This is a genomic window from Sporomusa sp. (genome assembly GCF_057736855.1).
This window is the reverse complement of sequence record NZ_JBYKYF010000012.1, coordinates 6324-25165: the sequence shown is the minus strand read 5'-3', so window position 1 is coordinate 25165 and position 18842 is coordinate 6324. Positions and strand designations below refer to the sequence as shown.

15 protein-coding genes and 1 pseudogene are annotated in these 18842 nt (G+C 44.6%); all 16 read right to left on the bottom strand.

The genetic code is table 11. The features are described 5' to 3' along the window. The coding region (locus AC29Z1_RS01800) for a complex I 51 kDa subunit family protein (protein ID WP_488269742.1) at positions 1-1289 on the bottom strand (1289 nt) is incomplete at its 3' end. Next, the gene (locus tag AC29Z1_RS01795) at positions 1277-1801 is read right to left on the bottom strand and encodes an NADH-quinone oxidoreductase subunit NuoE family protein (RefSeq protein WP_488269741.1); all 525 of its coding nucleotides are present in this window, start codon (positions 1799-1801) and stop codon (positions 1277-1279) included. The genes AC29Z1_RS01795 and AC29Z1_RS01800, both read right to left, overlap by 13 nt. Before the next feature lie 257 nt (positions 1802-2058). Next, complete coding sequence (locus tag AC29Z1_RS01790; RefSeq protein WP_488269740.1) at positions 2059-3015, bottom strand: methylenetetrahydrofolate reductase; 957 nt, start codon at positions 3013-3015, stop codon at positions 2059-2061. Continuing rightward, a complete protein-coding gene (locus tag AC29Z1_RS01785; protein ID WP_488269739.1) occupies positions 3012-3689 on the bottom strand; it encodes a methylenetetrahydrofolate reductase C-terminal domain-containing protein in 678 nt (225 codons plus the stop codon). The genes AC29Z1_RS01790 and AC29Z1_RS01785 overlap by 4 nt, the downstream gene beginning before the upstream one ends. A gap of 21 nt (positions 3690-3710) precedes the next feature. Further along, positions 3711-4118 carry a hydrogenase iron-sulfur subunit gene (locus tag AC29Z1_RS01780; RefSeq protein ID WP_488269738.1) on the bottom strand — a complete coding sequence of 136 codons (408 nt, stop codon included), beginning with the start codon at positions 4116-4118 and terminating at the stop codon, positions 3711-3713. Position 4119: 1 nt separating this feature from the next. Continuing rightward, positions 4120-6963, bottom strand: coding sequence for an FAD-dependent oxidoreductase (locus tag AC29Z1_RS01775; RefSeq protein ID WP_488269737.1), 2844 nt, complete (start codon positions 6961-6963; stop codon positions 4120-4122). A 111-nt stretch (positions 6964-7074) separates the two neighbouring features. Next, the gene (locus AC29Z1_RS01770; RefSeq protein WP_488269736.1) at positions 7075-7938 is read right to left on the bottom strand and encodes a CoB--CoM heterodisulfide reductase iron-sulfur subunit B family protein; all 864 of its coding nucleotides are present in this window, start codon (positions 7936-7938) and stop codon (positions 7075-7077) included. Continuing rightward, positions 7935-8525 carry a 4Fe-4S dicluster domain-containing protein gene (locus AC29Z1_RS01765; RefSeq protein WP_488269735.1) on the bottom strand — a complete coding sequence of 197 codons (591 nt, stop codon included), beginning with the start codon at positions 8523-8525 and terminating at the stop codon, positions 7935-7937. The genes AC29Z1_RS01770 and AC29Z1_RS01765 overlap by 4 nt, the downstream gene beginning before the upstream one ends. A gap of 41 nt (positions 8526-8566) precedes the next feature. Beyond that, positions 8567-9358 carry a methyltetrahydrofolate cobalamin methyltransferase gene (locus AC29Z1_RS01760; RefSeq protein WP_488269734.1) on the bottom strand — a complete coding sequence of 264 codons (792 nt, stop codon included), beginning with the start codon at positions 9356-9358 and terminating at the stop codon, positions 8567-8569. A 112-nt stretch (positions 9359-9470) separates the two neighbouring features. After that, positions 9471-10439, bottom strand: a complete 969-nt coding sequence (gene cdhD / locus AC29Z1_RS01755; RefSeq protein WP_488269733.1) for a CO dehydrogenase/acetyl-CoA synthase subunit delta — start codon at positions 10437-10439, stop codon at positions 9471-9473. A gap of 21 nt (positions 10440-10460) precedes the next feature. Then, complete coding sequence (locus AC29Z1_RS01750) at positions 10461-11216, bottom strand: ATP-binding protein (RefSeq protein WP_488269732.1); 756 nt, start codon at positions 11214-11216, stop codon at positions 10461-10463. 46 nt (positions 11217-11262) lie between these two features. Next, complete coding sequence (locus AC29Z1_RS01745; RefSeq protein ID WP_488269731.1) at positions 11263-13233, bottom strand: ASKHA domain-containing protein; 1971 nt, start codon at positions 13231-13233, stop codon at positions 11263-11265. A 72-nt stretch (positions 13234-13305) separates the two neighbouring features. Then, positions 13306-14649, bottom strand: coding sequence for an acetyl-CoA decarbonylase/synthase complex subunit gamma (gene acsC / locus AC29Z1_RS01740; RefSeq protein WP_488269730.1), 1344 nt, complete (start codon positions 14647-14649; stop codon positions 13306-13308). Positions 14650-14774: 125 nt separating this feature from the next. Further along, positions 14775-16904, bottom strand: coding sequence for an acetyl-CoA decarbonylase/synthase complex subunit alpha/beta (gene acsB / locus AC29Z1_RS01735; RefSeq protein ID WP_488269729.1), 2130 nt, complete (start codon positions 16902-16904; stop codon positions 14775-14777). Between the two features lie 74 nt (positions 16905-16978). After that, on the bottom strand, positions 16979-18541 hold the full coding sequence (gene cooS / locus AC29Z1_RS01730) for an anaerobic carbon-monoxide dehydrogenase catalytic subunit (RefSeq protein ID WP_488269743.1): 1563 nt from the start codon (positions 18539-18541) through the stop codon (positions 16979-16981). Between the two features lie 4 nt (positions 18542-18545). Then, positions 18546-18842, bottom strand: a pseudogene (locus tag AC29Z1_RS01725) (anaerobic carbon-monoxide dehydrogenase catalytic subunit); the annotation flags it as partial.

The window sequence follows — 18842 nt, the reverse complement described above, 5'->3', positions numbered from 1 at the left end:
CCCTGTTCAGTAAAGCAAACTTGTGCCGGACATCTTTTGTTCAGGTGATCTTCAAATTCGCCTTTAAAGAGTTTCCAGCAGGTATTTAAGGCTACTGCTGCCGATTGACCCAAGCCGCAGAATGAAGCATTGGTCATGGTGTCAATCATCCGGCGCAATACGGCCATATCTTCCTGAGTTGCTTCGCCTTCAGAAATTTTGCAGAGTATGGCATAGATTTGCTTGTTGCCTTCCCGGCAGGGAGTACATTTACCGCAGGACTCATGAATGAAGAATTCGGTGACTCCTTTGAGGTAGTCAATGACACAGACATCTTCATCCATAACTACAACCGCGCCAGAACCGACGCTTAAGCCTGCATTCCGCAGCGCTTTGTAGCAATATGGGGTATCTAGTTGGGTTTCATTGCCAATCGGGCCGGATTGACCACCCAGGTGGAAGAACTTCAGCTTTTTGCCGTTAGGAATACCGCCACCCAGTTCAGGATCATAGATAATGTCTCGCAGGCTTACACCAAACGGAATCTCATATACGCCGCGGTTAACAACATTTCCTGACAGACAGATGAGTTTGGTTCCACCGCTGTCTTTGGTACCATAACTTAAATACTTTTCGCCACCTTCCAATACGATGGTGGGAATATTGGCAATGGACTCAACATTGTTAACAAGCGTAGGCATTAGGAATAGTCCTACTTCAGCCAGATGAGGCGGTTTTATCCGCGGACGTCCGGCTTTGCCTTCAATGGAGTTTAAGAGGGCGGAGTTTTCACCGCATACATAAGCCCCTGCACCAGTCATAACATGAATATTAAATTCAAAATCAGTACCCAAAATATTTTTGCCTAAATAGCCGGCTTTAACGGCATTATCAATGGCACTCTTAAATACCCTTTGAATAGCCCGATATTCACCACGTATATAGATGTAGCCTTCATGGGAGTTAAAAACATAACCAGCAATGGTCATACCCTCGATAACCCGCAGAGGATCTTGACCTAAAAGAATTTTATCTTTAAAGGTACCTGGCTCGCCTTCGTCGGCATTAATAACAATGTATTTAGGAAACTCAGGAATCTCAAAGAGCTGTTCCCATTTGGAACCTGCGGGATAAGCAGCCCCGCCGCGACCTAATAGTTTTGCCTTTTTTACTTCATTAATGATTTCTTCCGGTTTCATAGTAAAAGCCTTTTTTAGACCTTCATAACCACCGGCTTTTACATAATCTTCCACACAATCTGGGCGAATAACACCGCAGTTACCAGAAATTAATTTTTTTATTTTTGACATGATGACACCCCCCGGTAACTATTAACAATCTCAGCTACTTTTTCCGCAGTCAGATTGCCATAGACTTCATCACCAATTTTGGCTACCGGACCAATATCACAGGCACCTACACAACTGGTGTACATTAGGGTAAACATATTATCCGGAGTGGTCTCACCAAGTTTAATTCCGAGAACTTCTTCAAACATTGCAACAACTTTATCAGCTTTAGTTACATGGCAGGGTGTGCTTTTGCATATTTCAATAACATATTTACCTTTCGGTTCAATATTAAACATAGCATAGAATGTTAAAACATCGTGTACTTTACTGACAGGCAAATCTAATTGACAGGCTACTACTTCGGCCCATTCTTCCGCCACATAATTTTGGCCTGATGTGGCCTGAATATCTAATAAAATTGATAACAACTGCTCCTTGGCTTTACCGTATTTATTGATAATTGCCAAGACTTGCTCGTATCTTCTGATAATTTCTAATGCCTGATCTTTTGTTACTTTTGAACAACACATGCTTGTTATCTCACCCTTTCTTTTGACATCTTGTAATACCAAGACAAGTCAGTAAATGAAGGATAGGGACAACGACTATTAAACAGCATAGTTATTTGCGAAAATTGGCAAAATTTAAGTTAGTAGAGTAGTATAGTCGCAAGATGATAGAAGATAGGGTCAACCAATTTTCTCCCAGGCTGACCCTACCATTCTCCCTGAGTTTATCCTCCTATACCATGTTTAGCCAGATATGGGATAAGAACAATATGAATTTATTAAACTTTAGGACGCGGCAAGAAACCTGCTCCCTTTACAATCTCCGGCAAAGCAGCTTCCCAACCAACAGGCATGATATGAATACCAGCTACACCAGGAATCTTTTTCAGTTCATTACATAATTCAATAGCGATCCGAATTCCCTCTTGTTTGGGGTCTTCAGCTTTCTTCATACGTTCAATCAAGCTGTCGGGGATTTCCATACCAGCAACATCGTTCTTCATGTACTGTAGCGCTTTTACCGAGCGTACCGGCAGGATGCCGGCTGTAATTTTAACTCTTTCATGAATACCGCGAGCCACGACCAATTCCATAAACCGAGCAAATTTTTCGACATCAAAAATCGCTTGGGTCTGGATAAAATCAGCACCGGCATTCACTTTCTTTTCAAGACGAGTAACCCGGAACTCGAATGGATCGCCGAACGGATTTTCTACAGCACCAATAAAGAACCGAGGTTCATCAGTTTTAATCGGTACATCAGACAAAAACTTTTTGTCATCCCGCATCTTTTTGACCATAGAAATCAATTGTACGGAATCGACATCATAGACATTTTTGCTTGTCGGATGATTGCCGAAAGACTGATGGTCACCGCTTAAGCATAATACATCGCGAATACCCAGGCTGTAAGCTCCTAAGAGATCGCTTTGCATAGCAATACGATTACGGTCACGGCAGGTCATCTGAATAATGGGAACGCCGCCGCCTTTTAAGACATGAATACCAGCAGCAATACTGGACAAACGCACAATGGCTGTTTGGTTGTCGGTCAGGTTAAAACCATCCACTATGTCTTTAAGCTCACGAGCATGGTGTTCTAAATCATGACCGTTAGCATGTTGGGGCGGTCCAAGTTCGCCTGTTACCACAAAATGGCCTAAGGAGTACAGTTTTTCTAATTTGCTTTCTGTTTTTAACACAGCTTTTTTGTCAATAGCTACTGCTTCGCTCATAACCGCACATCCTCCCTCACAATTTTGCGGGGACCGCCGTCTCTGCTCTTCGACCAGTCTTTTACTGGTAATATCTCAGTCAACATATCCAAACGGTTTTGTCTTTTGAGGCGGTCATAAATAAGCTGCCATCCACAGGGGATATCTTTGCTAACCTCACAAACGCCTTGTTGTGAACCGCCGCATGGACCATTCAGCAAGCTCTTAGAGCAACGGATAATGGGACATACACCGCCGGTTTTGGCTAATACACACTCGCCGCACAGCATACAGCGTTCTTCCCAGACACCATGTTCAATAGCAGCGCCGGCAAATGTAGTGTTCTGGCCTGGCACAAAAATAATATCCGGATAGGTTTCAGCCATATACTGCACCCCTACGCCACAGGCCACCGACACCACAACATCAACATCTTTTAGATGTTCTTTAAATCTAGCGGCATATTCAGGATCACACTGCCGCTCATAGGTAGCGGTTGTAATTTCAGTGGGCCGACCGTCAACCTCCAGTTTCATCCGCAGGGCACTGGCCAGTATGTCCGCTTCTTTTTGTCCACCGGACAGACATACGGTAACACAGCCACCACAACCAGCAACCAATACTTTTTTAGCGTGCTTTACACTTTTTATACTTTCGGCAATTTCTTCAATTGGCTTTAATTGTGCAACTATCATATCGCTTGACTCGTCTCCTTTCTAGGCCTTCCGGGCCTTAAGCGGACTCGGACCTAATTTCTCAAGCAGTCCGGCCATATCCCGGGCGATATGGGCAAAACGCGGACCATAAGTGCCGGATACGTTGTACATAACCAATCGTTCCCGACCAACTCCGACTTGCTCCAGAATGTCTTGGATATGCTCCAACCGTTTCCGGGCGCGTGAACTGCCTTTGACATTCATGCACTCGTGCTCAGGACAGCCAGCGACAAAGACAAGGTCAGCACCTTTTTCAAAGGCCTCTAACAGCAGCCTGCCATCAACTTTACCGGCGCAAGGCAATTCAACGGTTTCGATTTTCACGTTAACGTCGGCTGGAGGGCCAAGATCAGAGTTAATTAACGCGCATAAGCGGCAAACAAAGCCAACTACTTTACCTTCACTCATATTAACCCACCTCCGTCAACGCGGTCTCAACCCGAGAGAGTACCTCATCGTCGTGGTAATGATGTACAAAAATAGCCTTATTCGGACATTCGGATGCACACATACCACAGCCACGGCAATCAGCAGGCGGAATATAGGCAGCACCCATTTCCTTCTTCTCGCGAGTAATTTGCGGGATGGTGTAAGGACAAGTCCGTACACAAGTCAAGCAGGCAGCGCATTTTTCCCATTCTACCTCTGCCACCATACCACCCATCATGAGTGCAGGCTGCGCAAGGATACGAGCTGCACGTCCAGCTACACCTTTCGCTTGCGTCAAACATTCAACAACTGATTTCGGCCCGTGGGCTGCACCAGCGATAAAAATACCGCCGCCTGGAAATGCAATTGTACCAAAATTGGAGTGAGTTTCGGAAAGGAAGCCATCGGCATTTACCTGAATTTTGAAAATGTTAGCAAGCTGTTGGGCTTCCTCAGAAGCAACCTGAGCTACTGCTAATATCACCTGATCGGGTTTCAAATTCAAGGTCAGTCCAGATTGCGGATCATAAACGGTCATGGACAGATTGCCGTCCTTATCTTTTACTAAGACTGGTTTGTCGGCTTCTTCATAGTGAACAAACACTACGCCAGCTTTCCGGGCTTCACGGTATTTAAGTTCAAGGTAGCCGGGAGTGCGAATATCACGGGATAGAACAAATACTTTAGCATCAGGATTTTGCTCTTTAATTTTGGTCGCCGCATATACTGTTTCACCGCAACAGGTGCGACTGCAGTATTTATGCTGCTCATTTCGCGAACCAACACACTGGATAAACACATAAGTAGGATCGCCTTTTGCCGGCAAACGTCCATCTGCTAACCAGTACATAGCCTCTACACCGGTAATAACCCGTTGATCGATACCATACAAATACTCATTAGGAACATAGGCCGTTGTACCTGTAGCCAGAATAACAACGCCATGTTCTACCGTTTTAGTTGTTCTTACTGGTCCCTGACCGGTTGCAACCGAAGTAACGAAATGACCTTGACGTCCGCTAAACCCTACAACTTCAGAATTTAGCAGCACCTCAATCTTATCGCTCTTAGCAACCTGTTTTTCCAGATTTTCGACAGTCTTTTTAATTTCTTCGGTTTCTAAGCTACCGGTAAGGTTACGGACATACCCGCCAAGTACATTCGATTTTTCCACAATAGTAGAACTATAACCCCGATCAGCCAATGCCAAGGCTGTTGCCATACCAGTAACACCGCCACCAACAATAAGTGCTCGGGGAACCACTGGCTCAGCATGCCATCTTAGCGGCTTATAAGTTTTAACATCTTTGATCGCCCGCACTGTAGCAGCAACCGCCGCACTGGTAGCTTTATCAGCATGATTAGCCCAGTCTTTTACAGGAACAGGAGCCATTTCAACCAACATCCGATTTAAGCCTGCAGCTTGTATAGCCTCCTGGAAGAGATTGAGGTTATGTTTCAAGACGCAGGGGGCAACGACAATCCGGTTAAGTTGTTTAGTTGTAATCAGATTTTGTATTTTGGCTATCGACTCCGGCAGACAGACAGCTTGGTCACATTCCACCACTGCTACATCAGCTTGCCCTTTGGCTGCCTGAATCACAGCGTTAGCCTCGGCGCCCATTGCCTCTAAACCGCTTTTGCAAAGGAACACGCCCAGTTTCAATGGTTCTTTGCTTACATCGCGTTCAGGCACAGGCTTGCGCGGCTGTCTTCCCTCTGGTTTTCCCAATACCTTGCTGGTAGCAGCGGCTGCTGCGCTTGCCAACGCCATAGTTTCGGGAACGTCAAGCGGTCCTTGGCTGCCGCCAACGGCAAACACCCCAGGACGTTTTGTACTTACCGGATCAAGAGGATCAACCTGAACAAAACCATATTCGTTAAGAGGAATTTGTAAAATTTTTGCGGTTTCTTCAAGACGTACAGATGGACGAATGCCTGCTGCCAGCACCACCAAGTCAAATTCTTCAGCAACTGGTTTGCTAGCTGCAGCATAGTTAATGGACAATTTCTCCGTAACAGGATCTTCTTTGACCTCAGAAATCATGGTACGTACATATCTGGTACCTAGTTCCTGAGCACGTGATAAGAAGGTGTCAAAATTCTTGCCACATGCCCTTAGGTCTAAATAAAACACGGTAACGTCAGTTTTAGGGGCAAATTCTTTCGCCAAAATTGCTTCTTTAGCCGTAAACATACAGCATATTGCCGAACAGTATTCTCCCCTTGATACTACATCGCGGGAGCCTACACACTGTATGAATGCAATTTTTTCTGCGCACTTGCCGTCTGATGGTCGTCTGATGCAGTCTGAACGATAGCGGCTTTCAGAGAGCATATGTTCAAACTCTAAGCTCGTGACAACGTTTTTATAATAGCCATAGCCGTATTCACCTTTTTTAGAAACGTCATACATGCTGAAACCGGCTGCCAGAATAACCGCTCCAACGACAAGTTTTTGGGTGCGCTTGCCGGTTGCGACATCGCTAATGGTAGCCTGGAAGTTACCTACATCACCTTGCAGAGCAGTCAGTTTACTGCTGACATAGATGTTAACAAGCGGATTATTGTAGGCACGAGTAATGAGCGAACCCAAAACTGTACTGGATGCATGGAGGTTACCGCCTAAATACAAAGCAGAAATGTTTACCTGGTCACCCCAGACACAAGCTGTCTGGCTGCTTTTTGCTGATGAATCTACCAGTTTTCCGCCAAGATTGGCTTCATCTGTTACCAAATGAACAGGGTATCCTGCCCCAGCTAATTCCAGAGCCGCCTGCAGACCGGCAATGCCACCGCCAATAACGAGCACATCCTTTTGCATGGCTCTCACTGCCTTTCGATAAAATATCTTTACTTCACCATCATTGTTTATGGTATAACCACAGAGAAACCGGACATAGCTAATAATAGTTCTGCCGGTTCCTCTGAATGGTTACAACAATTGCAATGATGTCAAGAGCGGTATGGGATCAACAATATGTTTCTTCATCCATTTCTTTGCTTCAGGATGTCCGAAACTGATCCCTAGCAATTCGGTGAAGAAAAATACGGGTATTGGTTTTTGTATCTCTTTCTGCCGAGTTTCCAGAGTCATCTGACATAATGGACATGCAGTCACAATAGCGTCAGCACCTGCCCGTTGAGCAGCAGTTACTAATTTTTTAGTTATTTCATAAACAATGTCAGTACGCGGTACTGTTAAGCTGCCACCACAGCAGTCGGTTTTGTATGACCATTTCCGTACATCAGCTCCGATCATACTCATCAGCTTATCCATTGCCTGTGGCTGCTCTACATCGTCAAAAGCAACATAGGTAGGCCTTGTAAGCAAACATCCGTAATAGGGAGCAAGTTTAAGCCCTTTGAGAGGTTTTTTGACCTCTCCCCCCACTCTGCTAAGAACTTCTTTTCTCATGATGACTTCCAGCGGATGTGTAACATGAACATTACCGCTATAGGACGAACCCATTATGTTTTTCAGTTCCTCGTTAGCATCTATGGCTTCCGGAGTACCTTCCTTCACGTAATGGTCCGCGGCTTTTACAAGATTATAGCAGGCGGCACACGGCAACATTAACTCTTTCTGTTTTTCGACTTCGGCGATAACAAGATTTCTCAGCGGCAAAGCGAGCGAAAGGAAACGGTCAGTGGAGTGTCCAGCGGTCGCACCACAGCAATTCCACTCTGGCAATTCAGCCAATTCGATATCCAAGATATCAAATACGGCCTCGGTAGACATATTGTATTCGGCTGCTGTGGAGTGAAGTGAACATCCCGGATAATAGCCTAGTTTCATCGTGCCTTTTTCTCCTTTGCTCTCTTAAATATTTTCTTGATTTCGCCTTTTCGCCGCTTAAGTGCATTATGAGGTAACAATGGCATCTTGCCCCGTTTGGTCATTTCTCTGCCGAGATCCATATCTGCAAAATAAGTCCCTGTACACAGTTTATAAAGTCCCATGAGTCCAAGTTCATAACCGCGGCCTTCTCCGCCGATTACCGGGAATCCTTTCATAGAGTCGAGGAACAATTCATAGAACAATTTGATATTGTAATGACTTGCCGGAATCTTGTCTTCAGCAATGGTTTCCATTTTAATGGTATCCATAACTTTAGAGGTATCGATGCCATTCGGACAGCGTACAGCGCAGGTCTTGCAACCTACACATAACCAGGGAGTATTACTTGAAAATACTTTGTCCTTTTCTCCAAGCTGAATCATTCGCAATATCTCATAATTGTTATGTTCCATGGCAAAGTTAATCGGACAGCCACCCGCACACTTCATGCAGTGATAGCATGAAGTGATTGGTTGGTGTGACTTTTCTTCGATTTCCCGGCAAAAAGAAGTTCTTCCCTTAACGGGTTGAGTTACCGTTGACATCATTGACCTCCTTTCCGGGTGTACAAGCCCAGCGGAAATAATTACCGCTGTCTGAACACCTTAGCATAGGAGTCGCAGTAAATATCTTGGTTTAAAATAACCCGTGCAGTAGCAATAGCATCAATTAAGTCATCATCATTAGCATCACAAATGGCGGAATCCAAACCGGCAGCCATAGCCATTACTGCAAAAGTACGGTTGATGAGCGAACGATGCGGGCTCTTTTGCGATACGTTGGAAAGACCAACAGTAGTCTTAGGAGGAGGATTAGATATCATTTTGATTTGGCGGATCGTTTCCAGAGCTTCAATAGCATGTTCTTGAGCTACATTAACCGGCAAGATGATCGGGTCAATCCACAGGTTATCAGGCTGTAAGCCATATGCTTCTGCATTAGCAACAAACTCCATAGCCATAGCAACACGATCTTCTGCGCTCTTAGGAATACCAACTTTGTTGATACACAGGCAAACAACATCAGCTTGATATTTTACCGCCATTGGGAAAACACGGTCAATTTTTTCTTGTTCGCAACCAATGGAGTTAATCAGTGCGCCAGGCTTGCCATAAGCGATAAGGGCAGCTTCCATAGCATCATAATTAGTGGTGTCAATAGCCAATGGTAGATCAGTGCACTCTTTTAAAACATTAACCATCCAAGGAAGATCTACTGTTTGATCTTCGGAATTGGGGCCAGTGTTTACGTCCAGATAGTGGGCGCCACCTGCTTTTTGTTTAGCAGCCCATTCTTGTAACGGCTTCGGGTCATGCTCCCGAACCGCCTTACCAATGTCTTTAAACATACCATTAATTCTTTCTCCAATGATAATCATTAGTAAATCCTCCTCATTTATATTTAAATTTAAGAAAACCCATGGCTAAATAAGATCTTTGGCTAGATATTTATATTGCAATACCCTACACATCGATTAACATTCGGCAAACTTAGATTTCAGGTTTAACCATTAATGCTTCAACATTTTTCTTGAAGAGACGAACAGCTTCTGGATGACGAAGCACCATAATATTAGCGCCACCTTGAAGCAGACCGGCTGCAGTCATTGCTTCCCACAGAATCGCACGATCTTCTTGGTTGCCCCAGTTCGGGAAATCTTCTTCAGAAGCAACAGCTTCCTTAGCACGCCATGCTTCATAACCAACTTGACAAATTACAGGTTGGGATAACATTTTGTCGCCGGCAAGAGCTCCTAAACGGCCACGCTCGAGAATGGAATAGGTATATTCAATACCGTAGCCTAGAGCCGCTGTGCTGGGGTCAATAATAATGCTATCAGCAGGCAGACCCATTTCGGTCATCAAAATATTAAGCTGTTTGCAGATATTGATGTCCAGTGGGCTTTGAGCCAATACTTTGTGCTTATGAACCATAGCAGCAGCAGTAATTGACTTGTAGTTTTCTTGTTCAGCTAAGCCGATAAGCAGGTTTTCACCAGCAGCAGCTTCTGCAACTGCAGGCAGAACAGCATTATCTTTTTCATGCTCGCCGCAGCCAACTACAATAAGAGGTACACCTACGGCAGCAAGTACGTCTTTAACGACTTTAGCGCATTCTTCTGGGCTCTTGTCACCATTGTCAGGATGAGCACCAGCAAGCTTGAGGTAAATCAGGTCGGCACCGAACTCAACACATTTTTTTGCCCAGGCAACCGGACAATCCATAACATCAGCATACACTTGTTTTAATATCGGATGCCAGTCAGGTTTTATGTCCTGAATTTCCATTGCAACTACAGGTTTTAAAGGAATATCGCCTTCAAAATGGAGGAACGGCATTGCGGCGTCGCCGCCAACGGTTACGGTGCTGGTACGGGTGCCACCTTGTTCTTTGGTTGCACCAAGGGTAACGGTATTAATTTTACCAGTATATTTTTCTTTCAATATATTTGTTGCCATAGTTACGCTCCTTCCAGATTTTTAGATTTGTGCTTCTTTACAAATGGCGTTAACCGCCTGTACAGCCACTGAATCATCAGGTAAATTGAACAATGGCTGACTTAATAAATCATATTTGGCTACTTGGGGGTCATAGGGTATTACACCGATAAGTGTAAGACCGGTTTTATCAATCTCATCCTTAAGTTCGGCAAGATCCTCATCATTCTGTGTTTTTGTAACAACCAGATAGATATTCTTGACATCCGACTTAAGACTATCAACAAGTTGACGAACTCGCCCAGCGGAACGGATGCCGCGAGCCGAAGCATCGCTAACAACGAACATATAATCAATGTCTTGGGTCACCCGACGGCTGATATGTTCCAAACCGGCCTCATTATCCATGAGTACATAGTCATAGTTTTTGCCAAGTTTATCCATATAACCTTTGAGAATGTTATTAGGAAAACAATAGCATCCTGGTCCTTCGGGACCACCCATCACCAGCATATCAACATAATCTGATTCAACTAATGATGATTGGAGTTTAAATTCTATATACGTCTCCTGAGTCATACCGACAGGAATGTTCTTCGGGTCTTTCGTACTGGTTATCAACTCGGAAATCGTTTGTTCAACTTCCAAGCCTAAGGCTTCATTCAAATTGGCATTAGCATCTGCGTCAACCGCCAATATGGAGCCTTTTTTGTTTTTAACCAGATACCGGGTAAGTAATGCTGCAAATGTAGTTTTACCGGTACCTCCCTTTCCTGCCACTGCTATTTGTTTTGCCATGTCTTGAAACTCCTTTCAATACTCCCAAACCTTCGCTTCAAATCATTTAGAGAGCAACATTGGGAAATAATGTTAAATCAGTATGTGGAATAAACAGGGATGATACAAATTCGTCCATAAACAAATTTCCGACCGACAATTCGATATAAGTCATCTTACCTGCTAGTGCATTCGCTTCAGCCCATGCCTCCTGAGACAACAGCGCCATACAGGCTCCCTTGGCTGACGAATTGCCTATATACTTGTACTTTTCTACAGGTATATCGGGCAAAAGACCAATGGCAATAGCATCAGGAATATTGAGATAGTTGCCAAATCCGCCAGCTACATAGATGGTTTCAATAGCTTCCAGTTCAAACCCCACAACATTTAGTAGCGTGCGAATCCCGGCAAATACTGCGCCCTTTGCTCTTAGCAGATTCTTAACGTCAGCTTCAGTAATTACTATATCGCGATTAAGGTCGGTATCTTCCTGCCAAACCAGCACAAATTCCGGTCCTGCCTCACCAATGCGCATCCGTTCAGTTGGCAGATGAGTCTGAAACTTGCCGGCTCGGTCGATAATTCCGGTACGCCTGAACTTAGCCAGACAGTCGATTAATCCTGAGCCGCAGATACCTACAGCTCTGCCATTATTAATAGTAGCGTAGGATACTTCGTAGGTCTGGGGATCAATTTCCAGACGTTCAATGGCACCATGCATAGCCCTCATGCCAAAAGTGATTCCCGACCCCTCAAACGCAGGACCCGCCGAACAAGAGCAAGTAACCAACCAATCGCCAGCTCCTAATACCATTTCGCCGTTTGTACCAATATCAATCAAGAGAGATATCGGTGCATCTGGGTTGCCCATTTTGGTAAACAAAGTGCCGGAAACGATATCCCCGCCAACATAACTGGCAACTGACGGAAAGCTAAATATGAGAGCATCCGGATGTACCCTCAGCCCTAATTCCCGAGCTTTAACTACTGGATAAAAGTTAGCTGCAGGAATATACGGCTCCAGGCGTATGAACTTGGGGTTAATCCCCAGGAACAAATGTGCCATGGTTGTATTTCCGGCCGTCATGATTACCCGAATATCTGTTTCCTTAATTGCCTTTTGTTTCGCCAGCAAATCCAAAATTAGATTGTTTATGGTATCGATGATGGCTTGATGGATGTGTTGTAGTCCATCAGGTTCTTCTACAGCGTATATAATACGGCTAATGACATCATCGCCAAAGCGAGCTTGACGATTATGGGTTCCCGCAGTATCAAGAACCCGACCTTTCTCTAAGTCAAGGAGGTAGGCTGCAACGGTAGTAGTCCCGATATCAATGGCTATACCGTACAGAGGCTGATGGGCATGTCCTGACTCAACAGCTATTACTTCAGCTTTACCACCAACCTCAGATAGCAGTACAGTGACCTTAAAATTATCAGCTCGCAGGGTTTCTCCCAAGTTTTGGATAATTGTCAGAGGAACATGAATGTCCGTACATTTAGTTTCCTTCCTGAGAGCCATGGTCAGACGAATCAGATCATCACGATTATCTTGCAGACTAGCGACAGGCAATTGCAACCGTATCCGACGGCACAAGGGATTCAAAGGATAACCGTTAAGCGGGCTTTCCTTTTTTTCCAATAGCAATTCTTTAAGCTGCCATACGTTCAGCAAATAGTTGCTTAAAGCCTCAGAAATGCCAGCACTCATCGGATTATGGTCAACTAATATCTGATGCTTGCTCATGGCGGAAGTCTTCGGTATTTCTACCACCAGATCCTCATCTTCCACCATGGTCTGACAAGCTAAATGTAATCCTTTCTCTTCAAGTCGTGCAGCCAAATGGCTTTCACGTTTTGCTTTTCCTTTGCCACTTTTAATCTGAACCGCACACTTGCCGCATGTACCGTCACCGCCACAAGGCGCTTTGATCTCAATTTTCGCCTGGTCTGCAGCAGTAAGTAAATCAGTTCCTGCTTCTACCTCGACCTTGACTCCAGCGGGAAGAAATGTTACGAACCTTTTGTTCATCCTAAATTATCCTCCTGAATTGTTGAATAATGCGTTATCATTCATTATTCATAAGCAAGTATAAGGACTGGATTATTTCATAAGATGCGCATAACGGGCTTTAGCAAATGCCGGAATACCGGAAGCTTCCTGAGGCCCTACAATTACATCTAGGCCAGATTTCTCTTTCAGTTTGCCACTGATAACAGCAACATAGCCAGGAATTACAATATTTTTGTGATTAACTTTGCTCATAATGCCTGTCTTCTCAACAAACTCGGCAATCGGCTCGGCAACAAACTTACCAGCAGCCCATGCGGTAAGAACCGAAGCGCCATCGGTGTCTACTGCCACGATGTAGCCAGGAATTTTACTTGCAACAACTTCGCCTTCAACAGCAAAATAAGTAAGAGCAAAGTTGGTGCAGATATATACAGGACTATCAGGAGTAACTTCGCCGATTTCATAAACCTTAGCTTCAACAGCCATTGGTTTTTGCGGGTCAGTGTAAATGTTCATGCGCCATGCCAGCAACGGTAACAGCAGTGCTTTTTCATCAGCTTTCATACAAATGATGCTGGCATATTTAGCTACATAGGTAGCAGCCTCAAGAATTTCTTCCTTGGCGCAAGTTGCTTGCGTGAAAGCAATCATTGGATAGCCAAACGGACGGAATCTTTTCTTGATGGCTAAACGACGAGCATTTACCATTTCAGCCAACGTTTTGGACTGGCTTTCGTTACCAAAATCAATAACAAGTTCTTTATATTGGGCAGCTACTTTTTCAACCAAAGCAGCGGTATCATCAAGTCCATTACCTTTTACTACTACTGGGCAATTATTAGCCTTAGCAAGAGCTACAACTTTTTCCCAGTTTTCAGCAGTAGCAGCGTGAAGAAGAGGTTTTCTAGCAGCAACAGCAGGAACAGCAGCTTCTAAACCTGCTGCATCAGCAACCAGCATCAGAGCAAAATCAGTTTTAGCAGCTACTGCCTCAACAGCGGCTTTAAAGGTGGCAGCGTCACCAGAGCAATTAGTGATCGCAACCATATCTATAGCAACCTTTTGGCCAACACGTTCCATGACTAAGCCGTTAATTTTAGCAATTTTAGCATCAAGCTCTTCACCGGACAGAGTGTCGGAAACTTGAATGGCCAAAGCGGTAGGATGATAGAAAGTCTTATCATGACGGAAGAGGACGGTTTCGTCACCCATTACGATTTCATGTTCGCCTACACCGACTTTAACAGTACGGACAGGAGGTGCAGTTGCTGACCCCAGAGCTTCTTTCGCAGCCTCACTTACATGCGGACACATATCCAGGGATGCTTTACCGTTAGCCATTGCCATTGCAAAAGCCAAGCAGGTGGGGGAACCGCAATCTTTACAGTTAGTTTTGGGCAGTTGTTTGAAAATATCCAAACCTGTTAATGCCATTTTCTCTTCTCCTTTCGAATATAAGAACTTTAAAATAAAAATATGAGAATCGGGACACATCAGAAACATTATGTAGTTACCCAGATGCGTCCCGAATTCTACCATAAAGGATAATTAGGGATTTGTTACATCAGCGGATCTAATTTAAGAGCCGGATGTTGTTTTTCTTCAAGGAACGGCAGAATTTCTTCTTCTGTGGTACCTACAGTTTCGTCAGCAATCTTATCAACAAAGTCTTCGCCAAGACCTGCTCTTACAGCAGCTTCAACCAATTCTTGGCCGAGGTATTCTTTTAGTTCTTTTGGCATCCATACCAGACGGGCCAAGCCGCCATCGGCTGGAATAAACTTGGAGCTAACAAGGTAACGACGACCTACACCCATGAAACCTGGGGTTTGAACACCGCCACCGCAAGTGCCAGCCAAACCAGAGAAGGTCATACCGCAAGGAGTTTCACCAGAATGTTCGCGGGTAGTAACCATGATTCCGTTGCACAGCGGCAGTATTGCCAGAATGGCTTCAAAGCAACCGCAGGAGGTCATCGGGCTGTCCATTAAAGTATAGAAGTTTACGTTTTCTATTGTACGGTTAGAATGAGTATAGATGAAATCATTCAGATTTTTCCAGCTACCTTTGACTGGGTCAATGCATTCGCCTTTTTCTATCGGTTGATTTGGACCTGTCGGAGTAATTTCATTGGAAGCTTTAGCATCAAGCCAGCTTACAGCACCGCACAAACCTACGCGCTCAGGCGAAACGATGCAAACATGGTTAGGCGCGAAGGACTGACAGAGTGTACAAGAGTAGTAGGTATCAACCGACTCATCAGTAAGGCCTTTGAGACGGGCATCACGAGCTGCATATTTTTCAAGAGCAATCTTAATTTTCTCTTCAATAACGTCTTTATCAGTAATAAGGGTAACTTGTACCCGGTCAATAATTGCCGGATAGTCGGATTTGAACTTAGCAATAAGAATTTCGCCAAGGTCTTTGATTTTGAAGCCAAGTGCTTTAGCATTTTTGCTGATACGTACCCACATCATGTTACGTTGGGCTACGTGCCACAAACCTTCGCCGTAGTTAATGAAGTAGTGAATACGGCGTTCAAGCACACCTTCAAAGTCTTCCTGCATCTTACGGCCATACACGTCAACCATAATACCAAGCGGGAAGATGCTGCCTTCAGGCATTTCATCGATTTCTGGACCAATAACTTCGATTTTACCATCTTCAATATGATCGGCATCAACCGAACGTACAAGCTCAAAGCTGGTGGAGCGACCGCCGCCAAATTCAACCCAGGCGTCTTTCTTACGGATGGTTTCACCTTCGAAAGCAGGTCCGATTGTGATCGGTACAGGAATATCAACAATCTTAATTTTTATGCCGCGCATTTCAAGACCGAGTTTGCCGATCTTGTCATAATCTGGTTCAGATTGATACCATTCAGGAATTTCTTCAGCAACCGGTTGGTCGGTAACTGTTGGGAAGCCCATGAACATAGCACCGAATTCGGCAGCCGTTTTAACAACATCATTAGGTCCGAGTTGGATAACAAACGCCAATACGCGTTTGGCTTGATACTCGATAGCCCGCTCGCGCTCACCGGCAGGGATACCGCCGAAAGCAAGTCCGGCACGGAACGCAAAGTTAACGGCGTGAATAACTTGAGTGAAGTTACCAAGCGGGAATGTAATGAAGTCTGGGCCGATTTTAACGTTTTCTTCAATACATTGCTCGATGACTTCGTTGACCAAGAAGAGCATAATACCTTTGGATTGAAGATCTTTAACCAGTTTGGCAGTAGATTTGCTGTCTTTACCCTTACCAACGATAACAGCAACCCCAGGAATTGTGCCGTCAACCAATGGTACACCGAATTTACGGAGTATCGGGTCAGGGATAAAGCCAGTATACGGATATTGGTCAGGCTCAGCACCATTCAAATAACGAAGAGCCTCAATAATTTCAGCAGCATATAAGGTAGCTTCACCGTTTAGTTTTGCATTCTCTAAAGTCAGTTCTTCTTTGATATTGGTAGTGCGAATGCGATTAAGGATTGGAACAAGATCACCAAGGGTATTTACTTCTTCACCACTGAGAGCAGTAATTACAGGCAATCTATAAGCAGTATTAGGATATTTAACCGGGCAATCGGCACCGTATTGCTTTATAGCTTTCGACAGAAGAATTTCTGCGTAGCTGGTAGCTGTGATGGCACCTTCATAGGCGCCTTTAAAAAGCTCCATAGACATATTGTTTTTCTTCCTCCTTCATAGAGTCAAATTCTCATTATCTATTGAGTAGCTAAGAGCATGGGGTCAAACATTTACTGTTCTGCAGCCGCTTTAGCCTCACGGGCTTTTTTACGCATAGCATTCTTCCAATTACGCTCTTCCAGAATTTCTACTATTCTTGCAGAAGCTTTGTAAGGATCAGGTTCCCAGAAGAAGAAGCCGCCAAACACATCTTCCGCAACCTTAGTAACTACATCATTAACAAGTTGGCTGCCCACAGTCGGAGCAACAACGCCTACGTGAGTAGGATTACCATATGCTACGTTCCAGGAACCGATTGCAACAGCCTTTTCAGACATAGCTTCCGGTGCACTGACAACATACGGGAAATCACGATTATCCAGACCCATTTCTTGACACAGCATGTTGACAAGGTCTTGTTGACGGCTATAGTCAACACAAGAGCCAGTATGGAACATCAATGGCAATTCGGCAGTTAAGCCTGCTGCTTCATTCAAGCGGGCAAAGAACTTCTTCAGACCTTCACCAGCGTACTTCTTCACAGCTTCACCATTCATCAAACCAGCTAATGCATGCGCCTGAGCGGAGCAGCCGCCAGCAAGCAGGAATACATCATTCTTAGCCAGTTCTTGAGCGATGACCGTATGATTTTCGTTATGAGGACCTTTCAGGTTGTTACAACCGATAAGGGCTGCAATACCTTTAATTTCGCCAGCTTCAATCGCATCTGCCAATACCCGGATCGGATTTTCAGGATTGATTTTGGCAAAGATATCGAGAATAGCTTCTAAGGTAAAGCCGGCAACAACCGTGTTCTTGACCTCAGGAATGAACACTTTCGATTGATCACGGTTCTTAAATGCGTCAATAGCCAATCGAATAATTTCTTTTGCGCTATCGACAGCATGGTGCTCATCAAAGGCAAAATGATAAGAACCAGGAATCTTCATTATAGGCATAGTGGTAATAATCTTAGTATGGAAACACTCAGCAGCAGAACGCAAGCTCGGCATAATGCACTGAACGTCAACAACCATTGCGTCCATAGCACCAGTCATAATTGCCAATTCTTGTGTAGCAAAGTTGGTTGCAATAGGTACCCCTTCGCGTGTGAGCACCTCGTTACCAGTACAGCAGATACCAACAATATTGATTCCTGTTGCACCAGCAGCTTTCGCTTCTTCTTGCATTTCTCTGGCTGCTTTAACAACCATTTGGCTTAACAGAGGATTGTGACCGTGTAGGGCAATGTTAACTTTATCCGCTTTGATAGCACCAAGGTTAGCCTCAGTAACTACTGGTACACCAGTACCAAAGAGAATATCAGACAAGTCGGTAGCAAGATGCTGACCATCGTTATCGCAAAGCGCAGCTTTCAAGCCACCAAAAATAATATTTATCGGATCGGCATCAGTACCTGCATGGGTTTGATGCAGTAATTGCGCCAAACTAAGGTTAATACCACTAGGCATAATTGCAGTTTTACGCCAAGTATCAAGAACACTTTCTGGAACATTAGCTTTGAGCCAAGTAAGCTCTTTAGTCTGATCAGTATTGCCAAATTCAGCAAGAGCAAGACTTGCTACGTCTTTAGCAATGTCCTTAACTTCACGGCCTTCGGTTTCAACACCGATTTTTTTAAGAAAAACCCATCAGCTTGTCAGTATCGGTAATTTGATAGTCATGGTTTTTGCCTTCGGCAACATGAAGCAGAACTTCAGCGATTTCACGACCATGGTCGGAGTGAGCAGCAGCGCCACCTGCAATGTAACGAACGGTATTTCTAGCAACGATGGTGTAATCAGCGGCACCACAAATACCTTTATTACCACCTGGTTTCTTGGGCAGGATACGGCAAGGACCTTGGAGACAAATACGGCAGCAAATGCCAGTATTGCCGAAGGTACAACGAGGCTCTTGAGCTTTGGCGCGGTC

Excerpts from the sequence above, each read along its gene's own strand:
- AC29Z1_RS01780 (WP_488269738.1), bottom strand. The coding sequence starts at position 4,118 with ATGAGTGAAGGTAAAGTAGTTGGCTTTGTTTGCCGCTTATGCGCGTTA.
- AC29Z1_RS01760 (WP_488269734.1), bottom strand. The coding sequence starts at position 9,358 with ATGATTATCATTGGAGAAAGAATTAATGGTATGTTTAAAGACATTGGT.
- AC29Z1_RS01795 (WP_488269741.1), bottom strand. The coding sequence starts at position 1,801 with ATGTGTTGTTCAAAAGTAACAAAAGATCAGGCATTAGAAATTATCAGA.
- AC29Z1_RS01745 (WP_488269731.1), bottom strand. The coding sequence starts at position 13,233 with ATGAACAAAAGGTTCGTAACATTTCTTCCCGCTGGAGTCAAGGTCGAG.
- AC29Z1_RS01765 (WP_488269735.1), bottom strand. The coding sequence starts at position 8,525 with ATGTCAACGGTAACTCAACCCGTTAAGGGAAGAACTTCTTTTTGCCGG.
- acsC (WP_488269730.1), bottom strand. The coding sequence starts at position 14,649 with ATGGCATTAACAGGTTTGGATATTTTCAAACAACTGCCCAAAACTAAC.
- AC29Z1_RS01775 (WP_488269737.1), bottom strand. The coding sequence starts at position 6,963 with ATGCAAAAGGATGTGCTCGTTATTGGCGGTGGCATTGCCGGTCTGCAG.
- AC29Z1_RS01750 (WP_488269732.1), bottom strand. The coding sequence starts at position 11,216 with ATGGCAAAACAAATAGCAGTGGCAGGAAAGGGAGGTACCGGTAAAACT.
- AC29Z1_RS01770 (WP_488269736.1), bottom strand. The coding sequence starts at position 7,938 with ATGAAACTAGGCTATTATCCGGGATGTTCACTTCACTCCACAGCAGCC.
- cdhD (WP_488269733.1), bottom strand. The coding sequence starts at position 10,439 with ATGGCAACAAATATATTGAAAGAAAAATATACTGGTAAAATTAATACC.
- AC29Z1_RS01790 (WP_488269740.1), bottom strand. The coding sequence starts at position 3,015 with ATGAGCGAAGCAGTAGCTATTGACAAAAAAGCTGTGTTAAAAACAGAA.
- acsB (WP_488269729.1), bottom strand. The coding sequence starts at position 16,904 with ATGTCTATGGAGCTTTTTAAAGGCGCCTATGAAGGTGCCATCACAGCT.
- AC29Z1_RS01785 (WP_488269739.1), bottom strand. The coding sequence starts at position 3,689 with ATGATAGTTGCACAATTAAAGCCAATTGAAGAAATTGCCGAAAGTATA.